This is a genomic window from Aeromonas cavernicola (genome assembly GCF_002795305.1).
Lineage (GTDB): Bacteria > Pseudomonadota > Gammaproteobacteria > Enterobacterales > Aeromonadaceae > Aeromonas > Aeromonas cavernicola.
Genome location: NZ_PGGC01000005.1, coordinates 127,581 through 150,812, shown reverse-complemented (window position 1 = coordinate 150,812; position 23,232 = coordinate 127,581). Strand labels below are relative to the sequence as shown.

At 57.5% G+C, this 23,232-nt stretch carries 21 protein-coding genes; 14 read left to right on the top strand and 7 right to left on the bottom strand.

Annotated features, from left to right (window positions below):
• Positions 1-105: 105 nt before the first annotated feature.
• The 8 genes from araD to CUC53_RS01305 all read left to right on the top strand — a co-directional run bounded on the left by araD (position 106) and on the right by CUC53_RS01305 (position 7,775).
• The gene (araD, locus tag CUC53_RS01340) at positions 106-1,860 is read left to right on the top strand and encodes an L-arabinonate dehydratase (protein WP_100292493.1); all 1,755 of its coding nucleotides are present in this window, start codon (positions 106-108) and stop codon (positions 1,858-1,860) included.
• Between the two features lie 11 nt (positions 1,861-1,871).
• Positions 1,872-2,660, top strand: coding sequence for an HpcH/HpaI aldolase family protein (locus CUC53_RS01335; RefSeq protein WP_100292492.1), 789 nt, complete (start codon positions 1,872-1,874; stop codon positions 2,658-2,660).
• The gene (locus CUC53_RS01330; RefSeq protein ID WP_100292491.1) at positions 2,660-3,556 is read left to right on the top strand and encodes an aldose 1-epimerase; all 897 of its coding nucleotides are present in this window, start codon (positions 2,660-2,662) and stop codon (positions 3,554-3,556) included. The genes CUC53_RS01335 and CUC53_RS01330 overlap by 1 nt, the downstream gene beginning before the upstream one ends.
• Complete coding sequence (locus CUC53_RS01325; RefSeq protein ID WP_100292490.1) at positions 3,549-4,436, top strand: SMP-30/gluconolactonase/LRE family protein; 888 nt, start codon at positions 3,549-3,551, stop codon at positions 4,434-4,436. The genes CUC53_RS01330 and CUC53_RS01325 overlap by 8 nt, the downstream gene beginning before the upstream one ends.
• On the top strand, positions 4,433-5,299 hold the full coding sequence (locus tag CUC53_RS01320; protein WP_100292489.1) for an NAD(P)-dependent oxidoreductase: 867 nt from the start codon (positions 4,433-4,435) through the stop codon (positions 5,297-5,299). Before CUC53_RS01325 ends, CUC53_RS01320 begins: the two co-directional genes overlap by 4 nt.
• Positions 5,300-5,407: 108 nt before the next feature.
• Positions 5,408-6,097, top strand: a complete 690-nt coding sequence (gene ompL, locus CUC53_RS01315) for a porin OmpL (RefSeq protein ID WP_100292488.1) — start codon at positions 5,408-5,410, stop codon at positions 6,095-6,097.
• A gap of 27 nt (positions 6,098-6,124) precedes the next feature.
• Entirely contained in the window at positions 6,125-6,892 is a 768-nt protein-coding gene (locus CUC53_RS01310; protein WP_100292487.1) for an SDR family NAD(P)-dependent oxidoreductase, read from the top strand.
• 13 nt (positions 6,893-6,905) lie between these two features.
• The gene (locus tag CUC53_RS01305; protein WP_100292486.1) at positions 6,906-7,775 is read left to right on the top strand and encodes a sulfite exporter TauE/SafE family protein; all 870 of its coding nucleotides are present in this window, start codon (positions 6,906-6,908) and stop codon (positions 7,773-7,775) included.
• Between the two features lie 250 nt (positions 7,776-8,025).
• On the opposite strand, the gene CUC53_RS01300 is transcribed toward CUC53_RS01305, so the two are convergent.
• Entirely contained in the window at positions 8,026-8,844 is an 819-nt protein-coding gene (locus CUC53_RS01300) for a hypothetical protein (protein ID WP_100292485.1), read from the bottom strand.
• 1,079 nt (positions 8,845-9,923) lie between these two features.
• Between CUC53_RS01300 and CUC53_RS01295 the strand changes: the two genes are divergently transcribed.
• The 6 genes from CUC53_RS01295 to CUC53_RS01270 all read left to right on the top strand — a co-directional run bounded on the left by CUC53_RS01295 (position 9,924) and on the right by CUC53_RS01270 (position 16,342).
• Positions 9,924-10,589: a cysteine hydrolase family protein gene (locus tag CUC53_RS01295; RefSeq protein WP_100292484.1), complete on the top strand. Its 666-nt coding sequence runs from the start codon at positions 9,924-9,926 to the stop codon at positions 10,587-10,589.
• Between the two features lie 99 nt (positions 10,590-10,688).
• Complete coding sequence (fdrA, locus tag CUC53_RS01290) at positions 10,689-12,236, top strand: acyl-CoA synthetase FdrA (RefSeq protein ID WP_100292483.1); 1,548 nt, start codon at positions 10,689-10,691, stop codon at positions 12,234-12,236.
• Positions 12,237-12,244: 8 nt separating this feature from the next.
• Positions 12,245-13,657, top strand: coding sequence for a YlbE family protein (locus tag CUC53_RS01285; RefSeq protein WP_100292482.1), 1,413 nt, complete (start codon positions 12,245-12,247; stop codon positions 13,655-13,657).
• Positions 13,658-13,661: 4 nt separating this feature from the next.
• Positions 13,662-14,618, top strand: a complete 957-nt coding sequence (locus tag CUC53_RS01280) for a carbamate kinase (RefSeq protein WP_100292481.1) — start codon at positions 13,662-13,664, stop codon at positions 14,616-14,618.
• Positions 14,619-14,689: 71 nt separating this feature from the next.
• Positions 14,690-15,085, top strand: a complete 396-nt coding sequence (locus CUC53_RS01275) for an allophanate hydrolase-related protein (protein WP_100292480.1) — start codon at positions 14,690-14,692, stop codon at positions 15,083-15,085.
• 15 nt (positions 15,086-15,100) lie between these two features.
• A complete protein-coding gene (locus tag CUC53_RS01270) occupies positions 15,101-16,342 on the top strand; it encodes a cytosine permease (protein WP_100292479.1) in 1,242 nt (413 codons plus the stop codon).
• A gap of 79 nt (positions 16,343-16,421) precedes the next feature.
• Here the strand turns inward: CUC53_RS01270 and CUC53_RS01265 are convergent, their stop codons facing one another.
• From CUC53_RS01265 to CUC53_RS01240, 6 genes are all read right to left on the bottom strand, one after another.
• Positions 16,422-17,333, bottom strand: coding sequence for a LysR substrate-binding domain-containing protein (locus tag CUC53_RS01265; RefSeq protein WP_100292478.1), 912 nt, complete (start codon positions 17,331-17,333; stop codon positions 16,422-16,424).
• Positions 17,334-17,561: 228 nt separating this feature from the next.
• Positions 17,562-19,202, bottom strand: a complete 1,641-nt coding sequence (locus CUC53_RS01260; RefSeq protein ID WP_100292477.1) for a thiamine pyrophosphate-binding protein — start codon at positions 19,200-19,202, stop codon at positions 17,562-17,564.
• A gap of 42 nt (positions 19,203-19,244) precedes the next feature.
• Entirely contained in the window at positions 19,245-20,711 is a 1,467-nt protein-coding gene (locus CUC53_RS01255) for an aldehyde dehydrogenase (RefSeq protein WP_100292476.1), read from the bottom strand.
• Positions 20,712-20,722: 11 nt separating this feature from the next.
• Complete coding sequence (locus tag CUC53_RS01250; protein ID WP_100292475.1) at positions 20,723-21,514, bottom strand: aspartate dehydrogenase; 792 nt, start codon at positions 21,512-21,514, stop codon at positions 20,723-20,725.
• Positions 21,515-21,522: 8 nt separating this feature from the next.
• The gene (locus CUC53_RS01245; RefSeq protein WP_100292474.1) at positions 21,523-22,317 is read right to left on the bottom strand and encodes an SDR family oxidoreductase; all 795 of its coding nucleotides are present in this window, start codon (positions 22,315-22,317) and stop codon (positions 21,523-21,525) included.
• Between the two features lie 52 nt (positions 22,318-22,369).
• Entirely contained in the window at positions 22,370-23,230 is an 861-nt protein-coding gene (locus CUC53_RS01240) for an alpha/beta fold hydrolase (RefSeq protein WP_100292473.1), read from the bottom strand.
• Positions 23,231-23,232: the final 2 nt, after the last annotated feature.

The following is a 23,232-nucleotide window of genomic DNA, read 5'->3' as shown; positions in this document are numbered from 1 at the left end:
ATGGAGGAGGCACTTAGATCAGGCGTGACACCCCACAAAATAGTTTCAATAGCTTGTTTTTGTTGAATTAACCATTCATGAACCAGACAGAGAGAGCGGTATCTTATGTCATTCAATGCCAACGATTTGCATAAACTCGACATCTCGGCGCTGCGTAGCCAGCGCTGGTATGCCCCCGACACCATCCGTGCCTTCGCTCACCGCCAGCGCAGTCAGCAAAGCGGCTTGAATCGTGAAGAGTTCATGGGCAAACCGGTGATCGGCATCATCAACACCTGGAGTGAGATGAGCCCCTGTCACAGCCACCTGCGCGAGCGAGCCGAGGCAGTCAAGCGCGCGGTGTGGGCGGCGGGGGGCTACCCCGTGGAGCTGCCCGCGCTGTCGGTCGGGGAAGTGCTGGTCAAGCCGACCACCATGCTCTATCGCAACTTCTTGGCGATGGAAGCCGAAGAACTGCTGCGCCAGCACCCCATCGATGGGGCGGTGCTGCTCGGGGGCTGTGACAAATCCACCCCCGCGCTGCTGATGGGCGCCATTTCGATGGATTTACCGGTGATTTTCTGCCCAGCAGGCCCGATGTCGAGCGGCAAGTGGCGTGGCCACGTCACTGGTGCCGGCACCCACACCAAGAAGTTCTGGGATCAGCTGCGTCTGGGTGCCATCACTCAGCACGATTGGGTTGAGCTGGAAGGGGCCATGACCCGCTCCATCGGCACCTGTAACACCATGGGCACCGCGTCCACCATGACCTCGATTGCTGATGCCATCGGTTTTATGCTGCCCGGCGCCAGCTCGATTCCGGCGGCCGATTCCCGCCACGTACAGATGGCGGCGCAGTGCGGTCAGACCATCGTCGACATGGTGTGGCACGACCACAAACCCTCTCGCTGGTTGACCCGCGCCAACTTCATTAACGGTGTGGTGGCCTATATGGCATTAGGCGGTTCGACCAACGCGGCCATCCACCTGATCGCCATGGCCAACCGCGCTGGCATCACCCTCACCTTGGAAGACATGGAAGCGGTGGCCCGCGAAGTCCCAGTACTGGCTAACCTGTTCCCCTCTGGCGATCAGCTGATGGAGGAGTTCTTCTTCGCCGGTGGCCTGATGGCCCAGCTCAAGAAGGTACAGCAGTTCCTCAACCTTGACGCTATTGGTGTCACCAACCGGCCAGTCGCTGCCTGGATTGCCAATGCCAACTGCTATGACGACAACGTGATCCGCTCGCTCGACAACCCAGTGGTGCCGCTCTCCCAGGGCTGTGCGCTGGCAGTGCTGCGCGGCAACCTCTGCCCTAATGGGGCGGTGATGAAATCGTCTGCTGCCAAACCAGAGCTGCGCCATCACAAAGGGGCCGCCATTGTCTTTGATAGCCATCAAGAGCTCTCTGATCGGATTGATGATCCGGCGCTCGATATCACCAAAGATTCGGTGGTGATCCTGCGTAATGCTGGGCCAGTTGGGGCACCGGGGATGCCAGAATGGGGCAATTTGCCGATCCCGAAAAAGTTACTACAAGAGGGTGTGACCGACATGGTGCGGATCACCGATGCCCGGATGTCAGGCACCCACTACGGCACCTGCATCCTTCATGTGGCGCCAGAATCGGCCATCGGCGGGCCGCTGGCACTGGTGCGCACTGGCGACATCATTGAGCTCGACATCGCTAAGGGCAGCTTAAACATGCTGGTCAGTGACGAAGAGCTGGCCGAACGCCGCCGCACCCTTAAGCCGGTGCACAAGGTCTATGAGCGCTCTTATGCCGCCCTCTACCAACAGCATGTCACCCAAGCCGATCAAGGCTGTGACTTCGATTTCCTCCAGGCTGGCAGCAAAGTGCCTGAGCCGCCGATTTTCTAAAGGAGCATATGATGAACCCATTCAAACTCGCGATTACCCAAGGCCCACGTCCACTGGGCACGTGGATGATGACCGGCAGCGACACCGTGGCAGAAGCCATGGCGACCATTGGTTTTGACTTTTTGGTGCTGGATCAAGAGCATGTGCCGGTTGATACGCTGGACGCGATCCGTATCGATCGCGCCATCCGAGCCAGCAATCCTGCCACCACCCCGCTCTACCGCTTGGCATGGAACGATACGGTGCTGATCAAGCGCGCCCTCGATGGCGGCGCCACCTCGTTGATGGTGCCGTTTGTCAACAGCGCCGAGGAAGCCCGCAAAGCGGTTGAAGCCGCTTATTATCCGCCCCTTGGCAAGCGTGGCTTTGCCGCGGTGCATCGCGCGTCCCGCTACGGTGCCGACACCGACTTTGTGCGTAAAGCCCGCGAAGAGCTCTGCTTGATCCTGCAAATTGAAACCCCCGAAGCCATTGATGCCATGGAAGAGATGGCGATTGAAGGGGTGACCGGTTTCTTCATTGGCCCCGGCGACATGAGCGCGGCCATGGGCCATATCGGTAATCCCTCGCATCCCGAGGTGCAAGCCAAGATCCGTGAAGGGTTGGAGAAGTGCCAGCGTCTAGGCCTGCCTTGCGGCATCGTCGGTGGTAACCCGGAACTGGTCAATAAATACCAAGAGATGGGCTTTAGCTTTGTCGCGCTCGGCTCTGACATGAGCTATCTGCTGGCTCGTGCCCGCGAACAGCTGGCTGCTATTCGCGGTGAGCAGCTGAGCGTCTCTGGTGGTGAGGTGTACTGATGCAGACTGTCCGCCGCGACGTTGGGCCACTTAGCCTCGAGCTCATTCCTGAGCTGGGTGGGGTGATCAGCCGACTGACTTGGCATGGCAAGGCTATCTTGCGCTCCTTGCCTGATAGCCCCTTTGCCGCAGTCAACCAGGGCGGCAGTTTTGCCCTGGTGCCTTACTCCAACCGCATCGCAGAGGGACAGTTTCACTTTGCCAGCTGTGACTATGCCCTGCAGCGTAACTTTGGCGATCATCCCCACTCTATCCACGGCAATGGCTGGCAGCAGCCATGGCAGGTGGAGGAGTCAGAAGATGAGCGCAGTGTCATGCTCGTCCTTGCCCATGACGCCCAAGGGGAGTCCGCCGCGCAATGGCCTTGGCCTTATCGGGCAACCCAGCGCTTTACTCTGCAAGAGAATGCGCTGTGCATCACCCTCACCTACCACAATCTGGCCGATCAGGCGGTGCCAGCGGGACTGGGCTTTCACCCCTATTTCCCACGCGCGGCGCAAGCCGAGATCCAGTTTGCGGCGGGCGGGGTAGTGCTCAATGGTCACAATGCCCTGCCCACTGGGCTCGCACCCGTACCCGCCCAATGGGACTATCGCAGCTGGCGCAAACCTGAGCCGGCCACGGTCGATAACTGCTTCCATCACTGGAGTGGCTGCGCACGGGTACGCTGGCCCGATGAAAAGCTGATGGTGACGGTCAGCTCCCCTGATGCGCCGCACGCCATCCTGTTTATGCCGCCCGCCGATCGCGACTTCGTCGCCATTGAGCCGGTTTCTCATATCAACGATGCCATTAACAACGGTGGCTTCGGTGACCCTGCGCTCGCCATGGCCACGGTGCCCGCTCATGGGCAGTTGCAGATCACCATGCTGCTTGAGGTTTCTCACTATGCCTAATCCTGCTCTGCTACTGGCAGACTACCGTGGCCACCTGCCCGAATGCCCCACCTGGAGTGCATCCGAACAGGCGCTCTACTGGACCGATATTCTTGAGCGTTGCCTGCACCGCTATCACCCCGAGAGCGGCGCCCTGAGCACCATCCCGTTTGCTGAAGAGGTGGGCTGTTTTGCCCTGCGTGAACAGGGTGGCTTTATTGCAGCGATGCGTACGGGGATCTATCTGTGCGATCAGCACGGTCAGATCGAGCGCAAGGTCGCCGATAACCCCAACAACCCAACGCTGGCCCGTTTTAACGATGGCGGCACTGATCAGGCTGGCCGCTTCTACGCAGGCACCTATTGGAGCCCTCGCGACTACAACGGCGCGCTGCTGTGCCGAGTCGATGCAGACCTGCGGATGTCGGTGATCCAATGCGACATTCTGGGTGCCAACGGCTTGGCCTTTAGCCCAGATATGTGCTGGATGTACACCACTGATACCCCCAACCGCCGCCTCTACCGCACACCGCTGGCCGCCGATGGTGCACTGGGCTTGCGCCAGCTGTTGCGCGAATTTGAAGCCGGTGCAGGCAAGGGACGCCCAGATGGCGCAGCGGTCGATGTGGAAGGCTGCTACTGGAGTGCGCTGTTTGATGGCCATCGCATCGCCCGCTTCTCTGCCGACGGGGAGCTGCTGGCCGAATACCCCTTGCCAGTGCGTTGCCCCACCATGGTCTGTTTTGGTGGCGAAGACATGAAAACCCTCTTCATCACTACCACCCGTGAAAACATGGACGCGGCCGAACTGGCCGAGCGTCCGCTCTCTGGCGCCCTGTTCAGCATGCGTGTTGACGTCGCTGGTCTTGCTAAACCCACTTTTAAGGAAAATAACGGATGAAAACGATCGGCTTTATTGGTCTTGGCCTGATGGGCGAGGCGATGTCCAAAAACATCGTCAAGAAATTTGATGGCAAGGTTGTGGTGTTCGACATCAACCAAGAGGCGGTTGCTCGGGTGGTTGAAGCGGGCGCGGTTGCGGCCCCTTCCATTGCCAAGCTGGCAGAGCAAGCGGACGTGATCATCTCCATGGTACCCCGCTCCGAGCACGTCAAGGCGGTCTATGCCGAACTGCTGCCACACCTGGCTGCGGGCAAAATCACCATTGATATGTCGACCATCGATCCGGCCGTGTCGGTTGAGTTGTCTCGTCAGGTGGCCGAAACCGGCGCCGTGATGCTCGACGCCCCGGTGGTGAAATCCGTGCCTGCTGCCGTCGCAGCTGAGCTTGGGATCTACATCGGCGGCGATAAAGCCGCTTATGAGCAGGTCAAGTCGGTGCTAGCGATGATGGGCAGCAACCAGATCCATTTAGGCAATAACGGCAGTGGTTTGGTGATGAAGGTGCTGCACAACGTGCTGGTCGCCCAAGTCCAAAACAGTGTCAACGAGATGCTGGCCACCGCCGACCATTTCGGCATCGATAAAGAGAGCTTCAACACCGCCGTCTCTTACGGTGGCGGCAGCAACTTCTATCTGACCAGCAAAATCGGCGCTCTGATCGCCGAGAACTACAACACCGTCTTCTCGCTGGAGAACATGGCCAAAGATGTCGGCATCATGAAAACCATCATGGCCGAACAGAACCTGACCCTGCCCGGTGTCGAGTTGGTGAATAACATTTACCAGCAAGGCTTAAATACCGGCTTGGGCCGTGAAGATTTCTGCGCCACCTATAAAGTGGTGAAGAGCAATATTCAGTAATTCACTGCTTACTGAATTCTTGTCATGGGGTAAATAACCGGCCCCATGACATCATTTTAAATTAATTAAAACAATCACACCATCATCACAGTTGGCGAGTCAATCACTATGCATTTTTCAAAAAAAATAGGCCTAATTTCTCTTCTCTGCTGTAATGCGGCTTATGCTGGCGGCTATTTAGAAACCCGTGAAGCATTTAACTTTGCTACCGACCAGCATGAGTTATTACTGCGCTTGGGATATAACTGGGAATCCGGTGCAGGGATCATGGCAAGTAATGCCTATAACACCGAAAAGCTCGATAAGCTCAAGCACAGCTATAACGAGATTGAGGGCTGGTATCCGCTGTTTAGCCTGACCCCTAAGCTCTCTTTCAGCGTGGGTGGCTTGGTGAACTCCAAATCCGTAGGCTCCGGTGGCGCGGCATACTTTGATACAAAATACAGCTTTACCGACACCTTTATTACCATCGCCCGTTATCGCTACAACCATAACAACTATCTGACCAAAGCATTGAATGATGAATATGATCATGATGATACCAATGAGTACACCATGTATATCATTAATAAGATTACGCCAAAACTGACCCATATTTTTGAGCCACACTATTACACTCGGGTTAATGATTTTAATAGTGCTAATGGCAAAGATCACCACTGGGAATTAACTAGCCATACCCGCTATCGCATCAATGAGCAGTGGATGCCCTATCTGGAATTACAGTGGTACGACAAAAACGTCAAGCTTGATGCCCAGGCTTATCGTATTCGGGTCGGTTTTAAATATTTCTTCTGATTTATTGTTAATCATTTAGGAGCACCTATGAACTATTCCAACCATGTGCGTTATCACTCCATCGCCGACAAGGTGGCCGTTATCACTGGCGGTGCCAGTGGTATCGGTGAAGAGCTGGTGCGCGCCTTTGTCAGCCAAGGGGCCAAGGTCGCCTTGCTCGACTTTGATAAAACCGCCGGTGAAGCACTGGCCCGCGAGCTGAACTGCCTGTTCCTGTTTTGCGATGTCACCAATCTGGATCTGCTCAAAACATGTTTTGCGACCATCGAGCAGCAGCTAGGCAGCGTCGATATTCTGGTCAACAACGCCGGTAGTGACGATCACCATAAGATTGAGGATCTGACCGAAGAGTATTTTGACAACCGCATCAACATAAACCTGCGTCACCAGTTGTTTGCGATTCAAGCCGTGTTGCCAGGGATGGAACGTAAAGGCAGCGGCAGCATCATCAATATGGGCTCCATCAACTGGATGCGCGGTCGCCCTGGTCGGGTCTGCTACTCCTTGTCAAAAGCGGCAATCCACGGGTTTACCCGCACGCTGGCACAAGAGTTAGGGGCCCGAGGCATTCGCGTAAATAGTTTGGTACCCGGTGCTATTCGTACGCCGAAGCAAGATGCGATGTGGGCCAAGCTCGATCCCGCAGCGGTCAACCAGTTCGTCGAGTTGCAGGCGCTGAAATTCCGCCTTGATGGCTCACACTGCGCCCGGATGGCACTGTTTCTTGGCTCTGAAGAGTCTTGTGGCTGTACCGGTCAGGACTTTATCGTCGATGCAGGGCTGACCCTCAACTAACAGGAATCGCGTGATGGAATGGTTTACCTTCTTCACGCCGGACGGTGCCTTGCTCGACACAGGCACCGTGCTGACCGTGATCGCACTGATGTTCTTGTATACCTTTGTTGGGATTTGCGCTGGATTTGGCGGTGGCTTAACCACCATGCCGCTGGTCACCATGCTGATCCCCGTCAAAATGGCCGCTCCGATGTCGGTGGTCGTGGGCACTGCCACCGCACTCTATGCCACTTGGCTGTCGCGCAAAGAGACGGATTGGAAGTCAGCGGCCGTGTTGATTGGCTTTTCCCTGCTTGGCATTCCCGTCGGGCTCTATGCCCTCTCATCCTTGCCCGATGGCATCATGAAGGCGGGCTTAGGCGGGTTCCTGATCCTCTACTCGTTCTACAGCCTCTTTGTGCCTCGCTTGCCTATCTATAACAAGGGGTGGATCGCCGCACCGCTGGGCGCAACCGCAGGGGCATTGGGCGCTGCATTTTCGACCAATGGGCCGCCCGTGGTGATTTATGGCATGTTGCGCAATCTGGCACCGGCGGCCTTTCGCGGCACCCTCAATGCCTTCTTTACCGCCAGTAACATCGCCATCATCGGTGGCTTGGTCACTGGGGGGATCATGACGGCCTCCACCATCAAGTTGGTGATCTGCTGCATTCCAACGATGATCTTGGGTTCGCTAGTGGGTCAATATGTCCATAAGCGCATCCCCGTCCCCATCTTTCGGGTCCTGGTGTTCATCTTATTGATTGGCTCTGGCAGCATGCTGATCGTCGGCGCTCTCAAAGTACCGGCTTGGTATGTGTTGCTACCCGCATTTGGTTTGCTAGGGATTGCGCAACTTTGTTGGGGTAAAAAAATTGCCGCCATGAGGGCGCAGCAAGCTTGATATATAACGGGGCAGCCCATCGTTATGGTTAACGCTGAGTCACCGACCAGTGGCAGGTGTTCAACATGACCCTAGCGATAGAGTGGCAAGTCGTTGCCTCGCTATTCACGTCGGCATTAATTCACTCGATCATCAATCAATAACAAAAGCAGTCATAAAGCACATGTTCTACCACCACATATAAAAATGACTGAGTGGTAGCCACTCAGTCATTTTCTCAATACCCACTATTTACTCATTTAATGGAATATCAAGGAGCCAGCTGCTCTTCAAGCCACTCGGCATACGGCGCTAATAATACCGCACTAGCTTCTGCATTATTGCCAGTGTTGCTGCGCAATCCCACTAATAGACGATTGGTTGCATTATTGCCGGTATAAATACCATAAGATTCGGTATTGCTACGCACATAGCGTGGCCCTTCGCAATAATCTTCCGGTGCTTCAACAATGCCTAGATCAGCAGCAGTACAGAATTTGGCAAAGCGGATACTGGTTTCGGTGCTGTTAGTAATAACGTATCGCTCAAATGAGAGCGCTCTCGAGTCATAATACTGCTTGTAAGCTAACGAAACGCGATCCGCTGGCTGGAGAGCTTGCTCTGCCACACGTTGTGCATCATATACCGGATATTGGGGAGTGACCGAACCAGCAGGCAGCTTAATCACTGCGATGTTATTTTCATCACTCTTTGCGGCAGCTTGATACTCTGGATTCACCGTCACCGTCACATCATCAAATACCTGATAGGGATTATATGAGGGGCTGTTATAGAAGAGGTGATCGGCTGGCAGGGTGATCGGCGCATAGAATCGCTGGCCATTGGGCAGGGTGATCCAGGTTTTTTCCCGATCCGCCCCAGCACGCGCCAAGCAGCTTGCAAGCAGTACCACCCGATCAGGTGCAATCACGGTGCCATTACACTCGACCAAGGATGGGGCATAGTTAATGCCGCCAGCTGAGTGATTACGGATGGTAGAACTAACTTGTACATTCTCATAAGCAGGAGCGGCATACGCCAACCCAGAAGAGAACACAGCCAATATCGTGCTGGCAGCTATTGATGTCATTTTCAATTTATCTTCTCCATGATGTAAAATGAATCTGCTAGGATTAACATAACAATTCCCTTATTAGGGTAATTACACTTATTACCTCCAAAATAATTTGGAAAAATCACTTTAGCAAATTTAAGAACGGTAGAATGTTTTAATTTTTATTAAAAGAAGTGAAAACAGCATTAACCATCAATAAAAAACAACAGCTACCACCAAATGTTTATTAAAAATATAAAAACAAATTCAAACAACATTGAGAAAATATTATTTATTAAAATTAATTTAGAGTTAATGGTGTACTAAATCAATAAAAAAGCCCCGAGGAGAGGGGCAATAGACGAGGCGATATTTAAGTCATAGGTCGCTTCACTGGCGATACTACCATTTAATCGCTATTAATCCACCAGAAAAGCACTCCTAGCCCCTCCTTTTATGGCACTGGATACATTTTCGCGAAAATAACTGCTCACAACCTCTTAGATTAAGCGGAAATAATGTTAAGCTTGGTCGCCAATAATGACAAAAAAGACAATTAAAGAAACCTCTTCAATATCCATTAAATACAAATAAGATAATAAGAATAACCACCACATTAAATCGGCATTATCAAAATTAAATATTAATAACTCTACCTAATAACAAACCAAATTCTTTGATGAGTGTTAATTTCGGTCGGCATGATTGGCACAACGGCAACTACGACCTTAAGCCGGCCGAGCACGGCCTCGGGCTAAATGAGCAAATAACAAAGGCGCGGATGCTCGGCGCAGCCAACCTATCATCCGTGGCGCACCGCGAGCCTTTTTCTGGGCGCGAGTGGCGAAACCTACCGTAGCGGCGATACTTCTGATGCAGAGATAGGCGAGGGAGATCACAGTTTCGGGATCTGCCGGCACTGACCCAGCCCCATTATCATACTGAGCACAGACCCAACAACCCCAGTCGTGACGAGGTTTACAGCCATAGCGTCATGTTCATCTGCCAGCATCCCTCAAATGTTTTGATGCTGGAGCACAATTTCTTTCTGCGCACCCCTGCGGTGCCATCCATAGACTGCTGTTATACCCCATCCAATCCAGTAGGAGCACATCATGAAAAAGAGCATCAACGCACGGCCTTTCGACTTCACCTTCGACCCCGCTACGACGGCCATCATCATGATCGACATGCAGCGCGATTTCGTTGAACCCAATGGTTTTGGCCATGCGTTGGGTAACGATGTCTCCCTCGTTCGTCGTGCTATCGAGCCTTGCCGCAAGGTACTTGAAGCGGCGCGTGCGACCGGCATGTTGGTCATCCATACCCGCGAAGGCCATCGTCCTGATCTGACCGATTGCTTGCCTGCTAAGTTGGAGCGGGGTGGTAAGCGTTTCATCGGCGAGCAAGGGGCGATGGGCCGTATTCTGGTGCAAGGCGAAGCCGGTCACGACCTGATCCCAGAGCTCTACCCCATCGCCGGTGAGCCGGTGATCGACAAGCCAGGTAAAGGGGCCTTCTATGCCACTGACCTACATCTGATCCTGCAAGCCCGTGGTATTCGCTCCTTGGTTATTTGCGGGGTAACCACCGAGGTGTGCGTTCAGAGCACGGCTCGCGAAGCAAACGACCGTGGCTATGAACTGCTGATCCCCGCTGACTGCTGCGCCTCTTACTTCCCTGAGTTCCACCGCGTCACTTTGGAGATGATCCAAGCGCAAGGCGCCATCGTTGGCTGGGTCAGCGATGCCGATACCTTGGTTGCAGCCCTAAAAGGCTAATCGCTAGGTGGGGTCGCCACGCTGCGCCCCTTCCTTTTATTAACAGCGGGCCCAGAGATCAACAGGCCCTCTGACACCCTCCACCACGGAAGCACTGGCATGTTGCACTACAAGATTTATCCAAACCTCTACAAGGACTCCGTCTCCCTGATGCAGATATCTGCACGATTGAATGGACTGGAGGGGATCATTCAAGCCTCAGTGGCAATGGCAACTGAGGCTAATTTAGAGCGGATGCGCGACGCAGGCATGGCGATCACCGCCACCGCCAAACCAAGCGATCTGCTGATTGCCCTACTGGCTGATGAGGACGTCGGCACGCTCGCCCTCACCGTGGCTGATGAGTTGCTGCGCCCCGCGCCGGTCGATCAAGAGCAAGGGATCGTTGGTAAGCGCCCCGCCACCAGCCTCGCCATGGGCAAAGAGCGTGCGGGTGACGCAAATTTGGCGCTGATCTCCGTACCCGGTCGCTACGCAGCAGCCGAGGCTCTCAAAGCGCTTCAACTGGGCATGAACGTCATGCTCTTCTCCGACAACGTATCGGAAGAACAAGAACACGCAATCAAGCAATTTGCCGGTCAACGAGATCTACTGGTGATGGGCCCTGATTGTGGTACTGCCATCGTCAATGGCATGCCACTTGGCTTTGCCAACGTAGTACGCCAAGGCGCCATTGGCCTGATTGCCGCCTCCGGCACGGGTCTACAGGAGGTGAGCTGCCGCATTCATCATCTGGGGGAAGGGGTATCCCAAGCCCTTGGCACTGGTGGTCGCGACCTGCACGCAGAAATTGGCGGCCAAACGATGCTCCAGGGCATCCGCATGTTGGCGGCAGATCCCGCCACTCGCCTTATCGTACTTATCTCTAAGCCGCCTGCCGACATCGTCAGTGAGCAAGTGCTGAAACTGGCACGCACTTGTGGCAAACCGGTGGTGGTCCACTTCTTGGGAGCAGACCCAAGCACCTTAGCCAAGCACGGCGTATTGCCTGCCTCTAGCCTGCAACATGCTGCGGATGTGGCCGTAGCGGCCCTGCGCGGTGAGTCACTGCCTGCAGCGGTGACGGTCGATGATGCCAATTTGGCAAGCACCACGGCTCAGTTGGCTAAGATGGCCGCAGGGCAACGGGATATTCGCGGCATCTTCGCAGGGGGCACCTTCTGCTATGAAGCACAGCTAGCCCTGCTGGCTGAGGGCCTAACCTGCGAATCGAACGCTCCCGTTAAAGGGGCCAGTGCCCTCAAAGAGTCAGCCCGTGGTCATGGCCATAGCTTGGTCGATATGGGGGATGATGAGTTCACTCAAGGTCGGCCGCACCCGATGATCGATCCGAGCTTGCGCAATGCCCGTTTGCTGCAAGAAGCCGCCGATCCCGCGACAGCCATCTTGTTGTTTGATGTGGTCATCGGCTATGGCGCAAGTCTCGATCCCACCGCTGAACTACTGCAGATCTTGGCAAAAGCGCGTCAGCAAGCCGATCTCGCGGGCCGTCAGCTGCTCTTTATCGGCCATGTCTGTGGCACCGAGCTGGACCCGCAATCCCGTGAGCAGCAGATCGCCGCCCTGCGTCAAGCTGGGGTCATGGTCGCCTCCAGCAACGTTCAAGCGGCACAACTTGCCGCCCGTTTGGCCCTGCAACTGAAGTGAGAATCAAGATGAACAGCCAATCGACAAACAACCTGTTCCAGCAACCCCTCAATGTATTGGGGCTGGGGCTGCAAAGCTTCTCCGACAACTTAGCCACCGCAGGGGGTGAGGTGCTTCATCTCCAGTGGCAGCCCGTCGCCGAGGGGGACGAGCACGCCAACTGGACCCTAGCAACCTTGCTGGAACATGAGCAGATCCGGGCCGCTAACGAAGTGGCACTAGAGCGCTACCTCGCTGCTCAACCGGTGTTGGTCGGCGTGAGCGTCGCCCATCAAGAGATCCCCGCATTATCTGGCCAGCGCCGTATTTTGCACGCCGGCCCCCCCATCAAATGGGCCGACATGTGTGGCCCCGTACAAGGGGCAATTGCCGGTGCCATCGTGTTTGAAGGATGGGCCGCTGACGTGGCCAGCGCCATGGCCATGGCCGCCCGCGGCGATGTCGCTTTAGAGCCATGCCACCACTATCAAGCGGTGGGCCCAATGGCAGGCATCATCAGCCCTTCAATGCCAGTATGGGTAGTGGAAAACCGAGCACACGGTAATCGCGCCTTCTGTAACTTCAACGAAGGACTTGGCAAGGTACTGCGTTTTGGCGCCAACAGTGATGACGTGCTGGCTCGGCTCCGCTGGATGGGCGATGTGCTGGCCCCCACCTTGGCTGAAGCCCTGCGTCAAACCGGTGAAATTGAACTCAAACCCTTGATTGCACAAGCACTACATATGGGCGATGAGTGCCACAACCGCAATGCGGCGGCCAGCGGTCTGTTCTTCAAGCGGGTCGCCGTGGCGCTCGCCAGCCAGCCCAAAGGGTGCGAAGTATTGGCCTTTATTGCGGCCAACGATCACTTCTTCCTCAACCTATCCATGGCTGCCTGTAAGGTGATGCTGGATGCCGCCCACGGCGTGCCCCACAGCACCATGGTGACGGTGATGGCCCGTAATGGCGTCAATTTTGGTATTCGCCTCTCTGGGGCAGGTGATCAGTGGTTCCAAGCGCCGGCCAATCCGGTCAATGGCTTGTTCTTCCCGGGCTACGGGGTCGATGATGCTGCCGCCGACTTAGGCGACTCCGCCATCACCGAAACGGCAGGGATCGGGGGATTTGCCATGGCTGCGTCACCGGCCATCGTCAAGTTTGTTGGCGGCACCCCAGCCGATGCCATTGGCCACAGCATGGCCATGCAGCAGATCACCTTGGCCCAACATCCGGCCTTTACCTTGCCAGCCCTCAACTTTGCCGGTTCCGCAACCTGTATCGATGCGCGCAAGGTAGTCGATCGCAACATTTTGCCGGTGATCAATACCGGGATTGCACACAAGCAAGCTGGCGTAGGTCAGATCGGCGCAGGCATCACCACCGCCCCCCTCGCCTGTTTTGTCGAGGCCCTTGGCGTCATCGCTAACGGATTAAAGGAATAACACCATGCAACAGAAAAAATTGGCCGTCGTCGCCGTTGGCGGTAACGCCCTGATCCGCGCCAACGATCAAGTTGGCCTTGATCAGCAATACGATGCCGTAGCAGAAACCGCGCGGCACGTCGCCGAGTTAATTGCCGCAGGCTGGCGGGTCGTCCTGACCCACGGTAACGGGCCACAAGTGGGTTTCATCCTGCGTCGCAGTGAGCTGGCAAGCGGCGAGGTTCCCACCGTGCCGCTCGAATATGCGGTGGGCGACACTCAGGGGGCAATCGGCTTTATGTTCCAAAACGCCTTGGGTAATGAGCTGCACCGCCGCGGCCTGCAAGATACCAAGGTTGTGGCCATGGTCACCCAAACCTTGATCGACCGCCACGATCCGGCATTCAGTCACCCAGATAAGCCCATTGGCGCCCACATGGATCAGGCTCTGGCTGAGCGCTTGGCCGCCCAGCAAGGGTGGCAAATTGCCGAAGATGCGGGCCGTGGCTGGCGCCGTGTGGTGGCCTCTCCGGCGCCCCTTGGCATTGTCGAGACCCCGACCATCAAGGCATTGCTGGATCAAGAGGTCTTAGTCATCGCCTGTGGCGGCGGCGGTATTCCCGTGGTGCGCGAGGCCGATGGCACGCTGCAAGCGGCCCAAGCGGTGATCGACAAAGACCGCGCCTCCGCCCTGCTGGCTACCCAGTTACAAGCTGACATGCTGCTCATCCCAACAGGGGTAGAGCGGGTCGCCATCCACTTTGGCACCCCGCAGCAGCGCTGGCTCGATACCTTGAGTCTGGCAGAAGCCACCCAGCTCCAAGCTGATGGCCACTTTGGGGCCGGTAGTATGGGTCCTAAAGTCGAAGCCATGCTCAGCTATCTGGCTGGCTGCCCAGATGGGGTCGGGTTAATTACCAATCCAGAATCCATGGGCAAAGCAGTGAGTGGCCAAGCCGGCACTCGTTTCTTGGGCCGTTGAATCGAACCGGGGGGCACTGCGCCCCCTTACCACATTGCCGTTATGACCATTCTCAATCACTAGGAGTACGTATGTCTGATACCAAAGTTCTGCTTGCCGTCAACGGTACCTTGATGCGCGGCCTTGAACTCAATCCGAACATGCTGGCGGTAGGCGCTGAGTTTGTCGCCGAGTCAGCCACTACCCCAGATTACCGCTGCTGGAGCATTAACGATCGCCACCCAGGTATGGTGCGCTATCCCAATGCTGGTGCGGCTATCGCGCTGGAGCTGTGGGCCGTACCGCCAGCAGGTCTTGGCAGCATTTTACAAAAAGAGCCGGCGGGCCTCTCTATCGGCAAGGTGACCTTGCAAGATGGTCAGGAGGTGCTGGGGGTCTTGGCTGAGCCTTGGCTGGTTGAAGGGCAGCGGGAAATTACCGAGACCGGCGGCTGGCGCAATTACACTGGCCATCACCACACCAAATAAGGGAAGGAGTGCGTCATGCGTAAAGCTGAACCGACGCCGGGCACCGCATCCGGCCTACACATCACCATGATCTTACTGGGGATCGCCATGACCCCAGTGCTGCTCTCCTCTTCTAGTTTGGGCAACCAGTTGCTAGAAGATCAGCTGATCAAGGTGGTAGCGCTGGGCGGGCTGATCCTGGCCATCCTCTCTGCTATCACCATCAGTGTCGGAGAAAAAGCGCGGCTGCCCACCTATGGCATCGTCAAGTTCTCTTTCGGGAACCAAGGGGCAATTGCCATCAACATCCTGATGGCCATCAGCCTGTTTGGCTGGATCTCGGTCACCGCCAATATGTTTGGTAACACGGTGCACGATCTGCTGAGCCAGCAAGGGCTCTCCATGCCGGTACCGGTGTTGGTTGCCATCGGCTGCGTTATTTTCACCATCTCAACCGCATTTGGCTTCGCCATGCTGGGTAAGGTGGCGCAGTTGGCCGTGCCCATCATCGCGCTGGTGCTCTGTTACATCCTTAGCGTGGCACTGGGTGCCCCAGCGGCAGCCGTGACCTCTGCGGTAGCGAACATGGAAACTGGCGTTGCGGTCTCCAGTGTGGTCGGCACCATCATTGTGCTGGTGGCCACCCTGCCCGATTTCGGCAGTTTTGTGCATAACCGCAAGCACGCCTTGATCGCCGCTCTGCTCACCTTCTTGGTCGCCTACCCCTTACTGTTCTGGACGGGCGCCACCCCAAGCAACATCACCGGCCAAGGCTCCTTGCTAGGTGCCATGGCACCACTGGGTGCTGCTATTCCGGCGGCGCTGCTGCTGGTATTTGCCTGTGTGACGGGCAACGCAGGCAACATGTTCCAAGGCACCTTGGTGGTCTCTACTCTGCTAGAGCGCTTCCCTAAGTGGCAGATCACGGTGGCGCTGGGGGTGCTGGCCACCGTGGTGGGTAGCATGGACATCATGAGCTGGTTTATTCCCTTCCTGCTGTTTTTGGGGATCGCCACTCCGCCGGTTGCTGGTATCTATGTTGCAGACTTCTTGCGCTATCGCGGCCAAGGGTATGACGAGAGCCTGCTCACCCAAGAGCCGCAGATCAAATGGTTGACCTTCTTGGTGTGGATTGTTGGCTCCTTGGTCGGGTTCCTGACCGTTAACGGCATCATCACCCTGACCATGATCCCCTCGCTCGACTCCATGTTGGTCGCAAGCCTCGGCTATCTGCTAGTCAGCCGCCGTCCGGCTGCAGCAGCTGAGAGTGGCCACTAAGCGAACCAACTCAAAGCAACCTAACGCTAAAAAGGCCGCAAATGCGGCCTTTTTTATGACAGTGTACCGCGCACGCCGATTAGGTCAACGGCCCCAACAGACTAGACTGCAAGGCCGGATCACGCAGTTGCTGCAACCACCAGTTAAAACAGGGGCGCGCACTCTGGCGATGCCACGCCAAAAACAGCGGCGTTGACTGCTTGGGCGCCTCGACCGTCATGCCCTGTAAACGGCCATCGTCGATCAGCGGCTGACAAAAGTGACGGGGTAAAAAGCCAATGCCAACGCCCTCGGCCTGCAACCGGATTTTAGTGTGGAAATCGGGCACCAGTAATGCCTGTTGACCCCGTAGCAGCCACGCCACCTTGGGCTGCAAACGCACCGAGGTATCACGGATACAGATCGCCGAATAACGCCGTAGATTGCGCTCGGTCAGTGGTTGGGGCAGCGAGGCCACCGGATGCGCGGGGCTGACGGCAAACACCCACTCCACCGTGCCCATCGGCTCGGCGCCGATCTCACCGTGAGACACCACCTGATTGGGGGCCCCCACCACGATGTCGGCCCGCTTGCTAAGCAGGGCATCCCATACCCCATCGTGTACATCAATGGCTAACTGAATTTCGGTTTGGGGAAAGAGCTGCTCGCACTTACGCAGTAAAGGGGTAAGCGGTGCTAGCGAGATGATGTTATTAAACGAGAGGCGAATATTGGGCTCCACCCCCATGGCGATGAGGCGGGTTGAATCTTGCAGGCTGTTCAGCTCCCCTAAAATCAACTCACCCCGCTTAATGAAGTGGTAGCCTGCCTCGGTCAATACCAGCTGTTTACCCTGCCGCTCAAACAGGCTCACCCCGAGGGAGTCCTCTAACTTGTGCACCGTGTAACTAATGGCACTGGGCACCTTGTGCAGCTCTTGAGAGGCGGCGGCAAAACTACCACAACGAGCAGTAACGAGCACAACCTTGATGGCGTCGGCAGTGATAACCATGGGGGAACAACTCCTTTTCAGGGGGCGCACTATAGCACTACCCCCCGCCAAGGAGTTTGACTAACATCATTCGGCCACCGAAAAAGGGGGGCAAAACCGTAGTCGAACCGCGCCATTGCCGCGCATAAAGCCTCTTATGACGCTATTTTATGGCCCGCCGACGGCACACACGGCCACCAGCCCATCCCTCCTCGCTTAACCCGCATGGCGACCTAGGCAGCTGCGAGCTCAGTAGAGTTTTTTCTGTGGTGGACCGGCAAAGTGGAGCGGGCCAATGCCCTCCATTTTGACCTCAATCAGTGCGGGCCCCGGCTGATGACACGCATGGGTAATGGCCTGTTCAAAACCAGCCAAGTCCGACACCTGCCAACTGGCCAAGCCCATCGACTCCCCTAACGCCTTAAAGTCTGGGGTGTGCAGCTGATTAAAATACTGGCGTCCGCCAAAATATTGGTTCTGAATACCGCGCATCACCCCATAGCCCCCGTCATTCATCACCAGCAACACTAGGTTGGTTTGCTCTTGCACCATGGTGGCCAACTCGCCGACCCCCAGCATCAGGCCGCCATCCCCCACCAAGCCCACCACCTTGCGGGTGGGATTGGCGATCGCCGTGCCGATCGCCATCGCCAACCCCATGCCAATCGCCCCCGCCAAGGAGTGAATGTTGCTGTTGGCTGCCCAGATCGGGAATAAGCGGCTGCCCCAGGTGCTGCCAGACATGGTGATGTCTCGCACTAAAATGCCATCCTCAGGCAATGCGTTGCGCAGCTGACCGCAGAGGGTGGCATAAGGGCCCAGTTGCTCAGTGAGCGCCGCGATGGCGCTCTGCTTGGCCTCACTGATCGCCTGATCGAACCTGCGATTGACCTTGCTCTCTCCCTGCAAGCTATCGCGCAGCGCCACTAATACCTGCTTGGCGTCACCACACACGAAATGATCAACCGAGTAGTTGCGCGACGCCGCTCCCGGATAGGCATCGACCTGATAGAGCGGCCGTGGCAACGCCAGACTGTAAGTGCGAGTTTCATTGCTGCGCAGCCGTGACCCCACCACGATGGCCAGATCACATTGCCCCATCAAGGCTTCGACCGCCGCCGCGTTATGCAACGCGCCGAGGCTCCTTGGATGCTTATCCGACAAGATGCCGCGGCCATGGGTTGAGGAGATCACCGCCACCCCCAGATCGGCCAAGGCGGCCACCTCCTCCTGACAATGGAGGGCACCACCCCCGACCCACAGCAGCGGCTGCTTGGCCGCTTGCAAGGCGGCGATCAGTGGGGCCAGCGCGTGCTCAGCAGGGGCCGGTAGTTGCAGCGGCTGAACAGGGCCAAGCTCGCTAGGCAGGGCGATCTGGGCGGCTTGCACATCAATGGGGATCTCGACACTGACCGGCCCCATTGGGACGGTGGTAGCCACCCGAATGGCATCGCGCAGCACCCCGACCGCCTGCTCTGGGCTGTTGATCCGAAATGCCGCCTTGCTGCTGGCTTTGAGAAAGGTCAGCTGATCCCGCGTTTCATGGATAAAGCTGGCATCCCGCTCTAAATATTCCCGCTCAACTTGACCGGTGAGGTGCAGCAGCGGGCTGCCCGCATTGAGCGCCTCTAGCAGCCCTCCGACCCCATTACCCGCCCCAGCGCCAGTGCTAGTGATCGCCACCCCCAATCCAGTAAAGCGGCCATGGGCATCGGCCATGCTGACCGCGCCAGCTTCGCCGCGCGCGGCCACAAACCGGATCTGCTCGCGCCGCCCGATGGCATCGGCGATGGGCAGATTATGAATGGAGATGACCCCATACACGCTCGCCACCCCATGTGCTTCTAATACTCTGGCGATGGCTTCGCCGACATTCACTTGCTTGCTCATAACCGTTCCTTGCTCTGTTCTGTCGTGGGCCCATTGACCCGATTAGTTGCACCAGGGATTAGGTTGATCGCTCAGCCCCAGATAGATGCTCTTTTGCTGCATGTAAGCGAGCACCCCTTGGCGCCCTTTTTCCCGCCCCAAACCACTCTCTTTAACGCCGCCAAACGGGGCCGAGACCGAGAATTTTTTATAGGTGTTGATCCAGACTGTGCCGACCTCAAGCCGCCGCGCCAGTGCCCAAGCACGGCGAAAATCCTCACTCCAGATCCCCGCCGCGAGGCCAAATAGGCTGTCGTTGGCCTGCTGTACCAACTGCTCGTCGTCAGCAAAAGGCAGCACCACCAGCACCGGGCCGAAGATCTCCTCCTGACAAACCCGCGCGTGGGGGGCGAGGCCGCTGATGATAGTGGGAGGGTAAAAACTGCCATTGGCGTATGCCCCCTCGCTCAGGCGGGCCCCACCGCATAACACCTCGCCCCCTTCCGCTTTCGCTAGGGCGACATAGGCATCGACCGACTGCAGATGGGATTCATTGATCAAGGGGCCGATGTGTACCCCTGGCTGCTCTGGGTGACCGATCCGCAGCCCTTGGGTTAGCGCCAATACTCGCTCAACAAAAGCCTGATACACGGATTGATGGACAAACAGCCGCGCCCCTGCGATGCAAGCCTGGCCAGCAGAGCTGAAAATGCCATACACCACCCCCTTGGCCGCCAACTCCAGATCCGCATCCGCCAGCACGATGGTGGGGGATTTCCCGCCCAGCTCCAGCGAGGTGGGGATCAACTTGTCGGCCGCAATGTGGGCCAACCGCCGCCCGGTATTAGTGCCGCCGGTGAACGAGATTTTTTTCACCAACGGATGGCGGGCCAGCGCCTCCCCCACCACGGAGCCACGGCCGGGCAATACGCTGAGCAAGCCCTTGGGCAGGCCCGCCTCTGCAAATATGTCTGCCAGCGCCAGCGCGGCCAGCGGGGTCGCCTCCGCCGGCTTGAGCACCACCGCATTACCTGCCGCCAATGCGGGGGCAATCTTCTGCATTTCGCTCGCGATCGGTGAGTTCCATGGGGTGATCGCCGCCACGACCCCTATCGGCTCATGCACGCTGAGGGTCATAAACTCGGTGGATCGCTGGGTCGGCAACTGCTCATCCAAGGTTTCACACACCGCCGCAACATAGCGGGCCGTCCCCGCAGCGCTAGCCACCAGAGCGCGGGTCTCCGCCAGCGGCTTGCCATTGTCTCGGGTCTGCAACAACGCCAACGTTTCACTGCGCTGCTCGATCAGTTCAGCCACCCGATAGAGCAGGGCGGCGCGCTGATGGGGCAAGCTGTGGCGCCAAGCGGGATCACGCCACGCTCGTTCGGCCCCTACGACGGCTTCCTCCACATCATCCAAGCTGGCGGTACTGACCTGCTCATTGATGCTGCCATCGGCTGGGAAATAGCTGGTGCTCACGGGGCCACGTCCCTGCCGCCATTCACCGGCGATATAGATAGGTTTGATCATGCTGTGGCTCCTTAAATGACCATGCTGTCGCTGCATTGGCGACAAGCCCGCACCACGCTCAAGGCGGCCAAGGTGGAGGTTTTCGGATTAGCCACCAGCGGCAGACCGCTCATGGCGATGTCGAGCTCACCAAAGCGACCCGATGCCTTGATCTGATGCTGATTGCGCCCGATGGTCGGGTCGACAATCAGCTCAACCCGAGTGCGATCCATTCCCAATCCGGCTAGCGCAATGGTGGCCGCTACATTGGCATTGGCTGGGAACAAGGTGGCAGCCTCCCGCGCCGAGCCGCTAAAAAAGGTGGTCGGCTCGGCAATGTGATTGAGATCGATCAGGCTCTCGGCATAACTGCCGCGCCAGCTCTGGGGGCTTTTACGCCCCTGATAGGTGACCGACTCCAACCCCCCTTCGCGGGCAGCGGCTAAACCATCAATGCCGGCAATGGCTCCCGCCAGCACCAAGAGGTTACCGCCGCCCTGATGGGCGGCTGCCCGCAGCTGCTGGTTAAGTGCCTCATCGGCCAAGGCCCCCACCGAAATCAGGCCCAAAGACCAGCCTCGGGCCAACACCGCCGCGCCATGTTCCCGTACCGCGGCTTGCCCGGCGCACTCCACCACCAAATCTGGGCAGGCATCACAGCCATCAATCTGGCTGAGCACCGTCACCGTTGGCCCCAGCTCGGCTTGTACCTGCGCCACCTTAGCGGCGGGCACCAGCAACCAGCGCAGGGTCACATCGGCAGGCAACAGCGCTAACACTTCCCGTGCCATGGCACCAAAGCCGATCATCATCAGTTGTTTCATTGCTCCTCCTACAGGTGCTTGTTAAAGCCACCCGAGACATCGAGTGCCGCTCCGGTGGTATAGCCTGCCAGTGGCGAGGCCAGAAAGACCAAGGCGCGGGCGGGCTCTTCGGGCTTGCCCAACCGCCCCATGGGAATGCCCCTGCGCAAGGCGATCTCGGCCGTCCACTCCTCCCAGCTCTGTTGCTGATCGCTGCGCTCAGCAAAACGCCGCCGCCACTGGGCTGACTCCACCATGCCGAGCAAGATGGAGTTGACCCGAATCCCCTTGGCAGCAAACTCATGGGCCAGCGAGTGGGTCAGGTTGAGCAGCGCCGCGCGGGCGGCCGAGGTCGCAATCATGTGTGGCTCAGGCTGCAGTGCCAGCAACGAATTGACATTGGTGATGGAGGGGCACGCTGAACGGGTCAACTGGTCCATAAAGGCCTTGATGGGATAGATGACGCTGAAGGTTTTCAGTCGGGTTTCCGCCAGCCACTGCTCATCCTCGGTCTGGGCAAAGTGGGCGACCCGCCCTTGACCGGCGTTGTTGATCAACAGATCGGTGCCACCAAAACGGGCTTCAACGGCCGTGGCAAACGCCACCACCGCCGCGTTATCAAGCACATCGCATTGATAAGCCATGCAGCGCTCGGCGGGAAACTGGTTCAGCATCAGGGCCTGTGATGCCGCTAGCCGCTCAGGGTCACGCCCACACCACGCGACCTTGACCCCCTCGGCCAGCAATAACCGCACCGTTTCAAGCCCGATCCCTGATGAGCCCCCGGTGACCACCGCCACCTTGCCTTCCAAGTTAAAACTCACAATTGCACTCCACTTTCTCGTTAACTGGGTGATGCGTTGCTAAACGGCGTGCTTAGCTCACGCTGGCGTGAGGCCCGCGGTGCTCGCTTAACTGAGCAGCCAGCTGGATGACGGCTCGGTTAAACGCCGCCGGCTGATCGATGTAACTGGCATGACCGGCGGCGGGTAACGAGTGGCAGTAGTGGTTGCCATGGGCTGCCGCTAACGCCCGGATCCCCTCGGCTGGCGTGATGACATCCTGCTCGCCATCGATCACCCCGATCGGCGCACGGTAACCGGCCAGATAGTCACGGATCTCGTCATTAGCCAGCAGATAAGAGGCCGCCTCGAAGCCACGCTGAGTCAGCCCCATCATGCTATTGGCCACCAACGCCAGCTGCGCGGGGGTCGCGTGGGGAGCGAGCAGCACTGGGCCACGGGTTGCCGCCAGCCCCGCCGCGCCCAAAGCGCGCAGCATCTGCGGCCGCTGGCGATAAACCTGCTCCCGAGTTGCTGGCTCTGCTCGGCCATAGCCTTGCGCCGGATTAGCCAGCACCAGGCCGCGGATTTGCGCCGGATGCAAGCGACCATAAGCACTGGCCACCATGGCCCCCAGTGAATGGCCCACCAGCAGTGGCGGCGCTAGCTCAAGGGCAGTGATCAGCTGATGCAGCACCTCGGCATAGCTCTGCGCCGTCGGGGTGGCCGTGGGCAGTGGGTCGCTCTGGCCATAGCCGGGCATGTCCCACGCCACTAGGGTGAAGTGCGCCGCCAGTTGCTCTAGCTGATTGAGCCAAGAGCCCGAGCCCGAACTTATCCCGTGTAGCAACAGCAACACGGGCCCCTCCCCGGCTCGGCGATAGGCGAGCTGACGGCCACCCAACGTCAGGTGTTGCAGTGGAAAACGGGCGAGTCGACTGACCAAATCACTCATGC

Excerpts from the sequence above, each read along its gene's own strand:
- araD (WP_100292493.1), top strand. The coding sequence starts at position 106 with ATGTCATTCAATGCCAACGATTTGCATAAACTCGACATCTCGGCGCTG.
- CUC53_RS01335 (WP_100292492.1), top strand. The coding sequence starts at position 1,872 with ATGAACCCATTCAAACTCGCGATTACCCAAGGCCCACGTCCACTGGGC.
- CUC53_RS01330 (WP_100292491.1), top strand. The coding sequence starts at position 2,660 with ATGCAGACTGTCCGCCGCGACGTTGGGCCACTTAGCCTCGAGCTCATT.
- CUC53_RS01325 (WP_100292490.1), top strand. The coding sequence starts at position 3,549 with ATGCCTAATCCTGCTCTGCTACTGGCAGACTACCGTGGCCACCTGCCC.
- CUC53_RS01320 (WP_100292489.1), top strand. The coding sequence starts at position 4,433 with ATGAAAACGATCGGCTTTATTGGTCTTGGCCTGATGGGCGAGGCGATG.
- ompL (WP_100292488.1), top strand. The coding sequence starts at position 5,408 with ATGCATTTTTCAAAAAAAATAGGCCTAATTTCTCTTCTCTGCTGTAAT.
- CUC53_RS01310 (WP_100292487.1), top strand. The coding sequence starts at position 6,125 with ATGAACTATTCCAACCATGTGCGTTATCACTCCATCGCCGACAAGGTG.
- CUC53_RS01305 (WP_100292486.1), top strand. The coding sequence starts at position 6,906 with ATGGAATGGTTTACCTTCTTCACGCCGGACGGTGCCTTGCTCGACACA.
- CUC53_RS01300 (WP_100292485.1), bottom strand. The coding sequence starts at position 8,844 with ATGACATCAATAGCTGCCAGCACGATATTGGCTGTGTTCTCTTCTGGG.
- CUC53_RS01295 (WP_100292484.1), top strand. The coding sequence starts at position 9,924 with ATGAAAAAGAGCATCAACGCACGGCCTTTCGACTTCACCTTCGACCCC.
- fdrA (WP_100292483.1), top strand. The coding sequence starts at position 10,689 with ATGTTGCACTACAAGATTTATCCAAACCTCTACAAGGACTCCGTCTCC.
- CUC53_RS01285 (WP_100292482.1), top strand. The coding sequence starts at position 12,245 with ATGAACAGCCAATCGACAAACAACCTGTTCCAGCAACCCCTCAATGTA.
- CUC53_RS01280 (WP_100292481.1), top strand. The coding sequence starts at position 13,662 with ATGCAACAGAAAAAATTGGCCGTCGTCGCCGTTGGCGGTAACGCCCTG.
- CUC53_RS01275 (WP_100292480.1), top strand. The coding sequence starts at position 14,690 with ATGTCTGATACCAAAGTTCTGCTTGCCGTCAACGGTACCTTGATGCGC.
- CUC53_RS01270 (WP_100292479.1), top strand. The coding sequence starts at position 15,101 with ATGCGTAAAGCTGAACCGACGCCGGGCACCGCATCCGGCCTACACATC.
- CUC53_RS01265 (WP_100292478.1), bottom strand. The coding sequence starts at position 17,333 with ATGGTTATCACTGCCGACGCCATCAAGGTTGTGCTCGTTACTGCTCGT.
- CUC53_RS01260 (WP_100292477.1), bottom strand. The coding sequence starts at position 19,202 with ATGAGCAAGCAAGTGAATGTCGGCGAAGCCATCGCCAGAGTATTAGAA.
- CUC53_RS01255 (WP_100292476.1), bottom strand. The coding sequence starts at position 20,711 with ATGATCAAACCTATCTATATCGCCGGTGAATGGCGGCAGGGACGTGGC.
- CUC53_RS01250 (WP_100292475.1), bottom strand. The coding sequence starts at position 21,514 with ATGAAACAACTGATGATGATCGGCTTTGGTGCCATGGCACGGGAAGTG.
- CUC53_RS01240 (WP_100292473.1), bottom strand. The coding sequence starts at position 23,230 with ATGAGTGATTTGGTCAGTCGACTCGCCCGTTTTCCACTGCAACACCTG.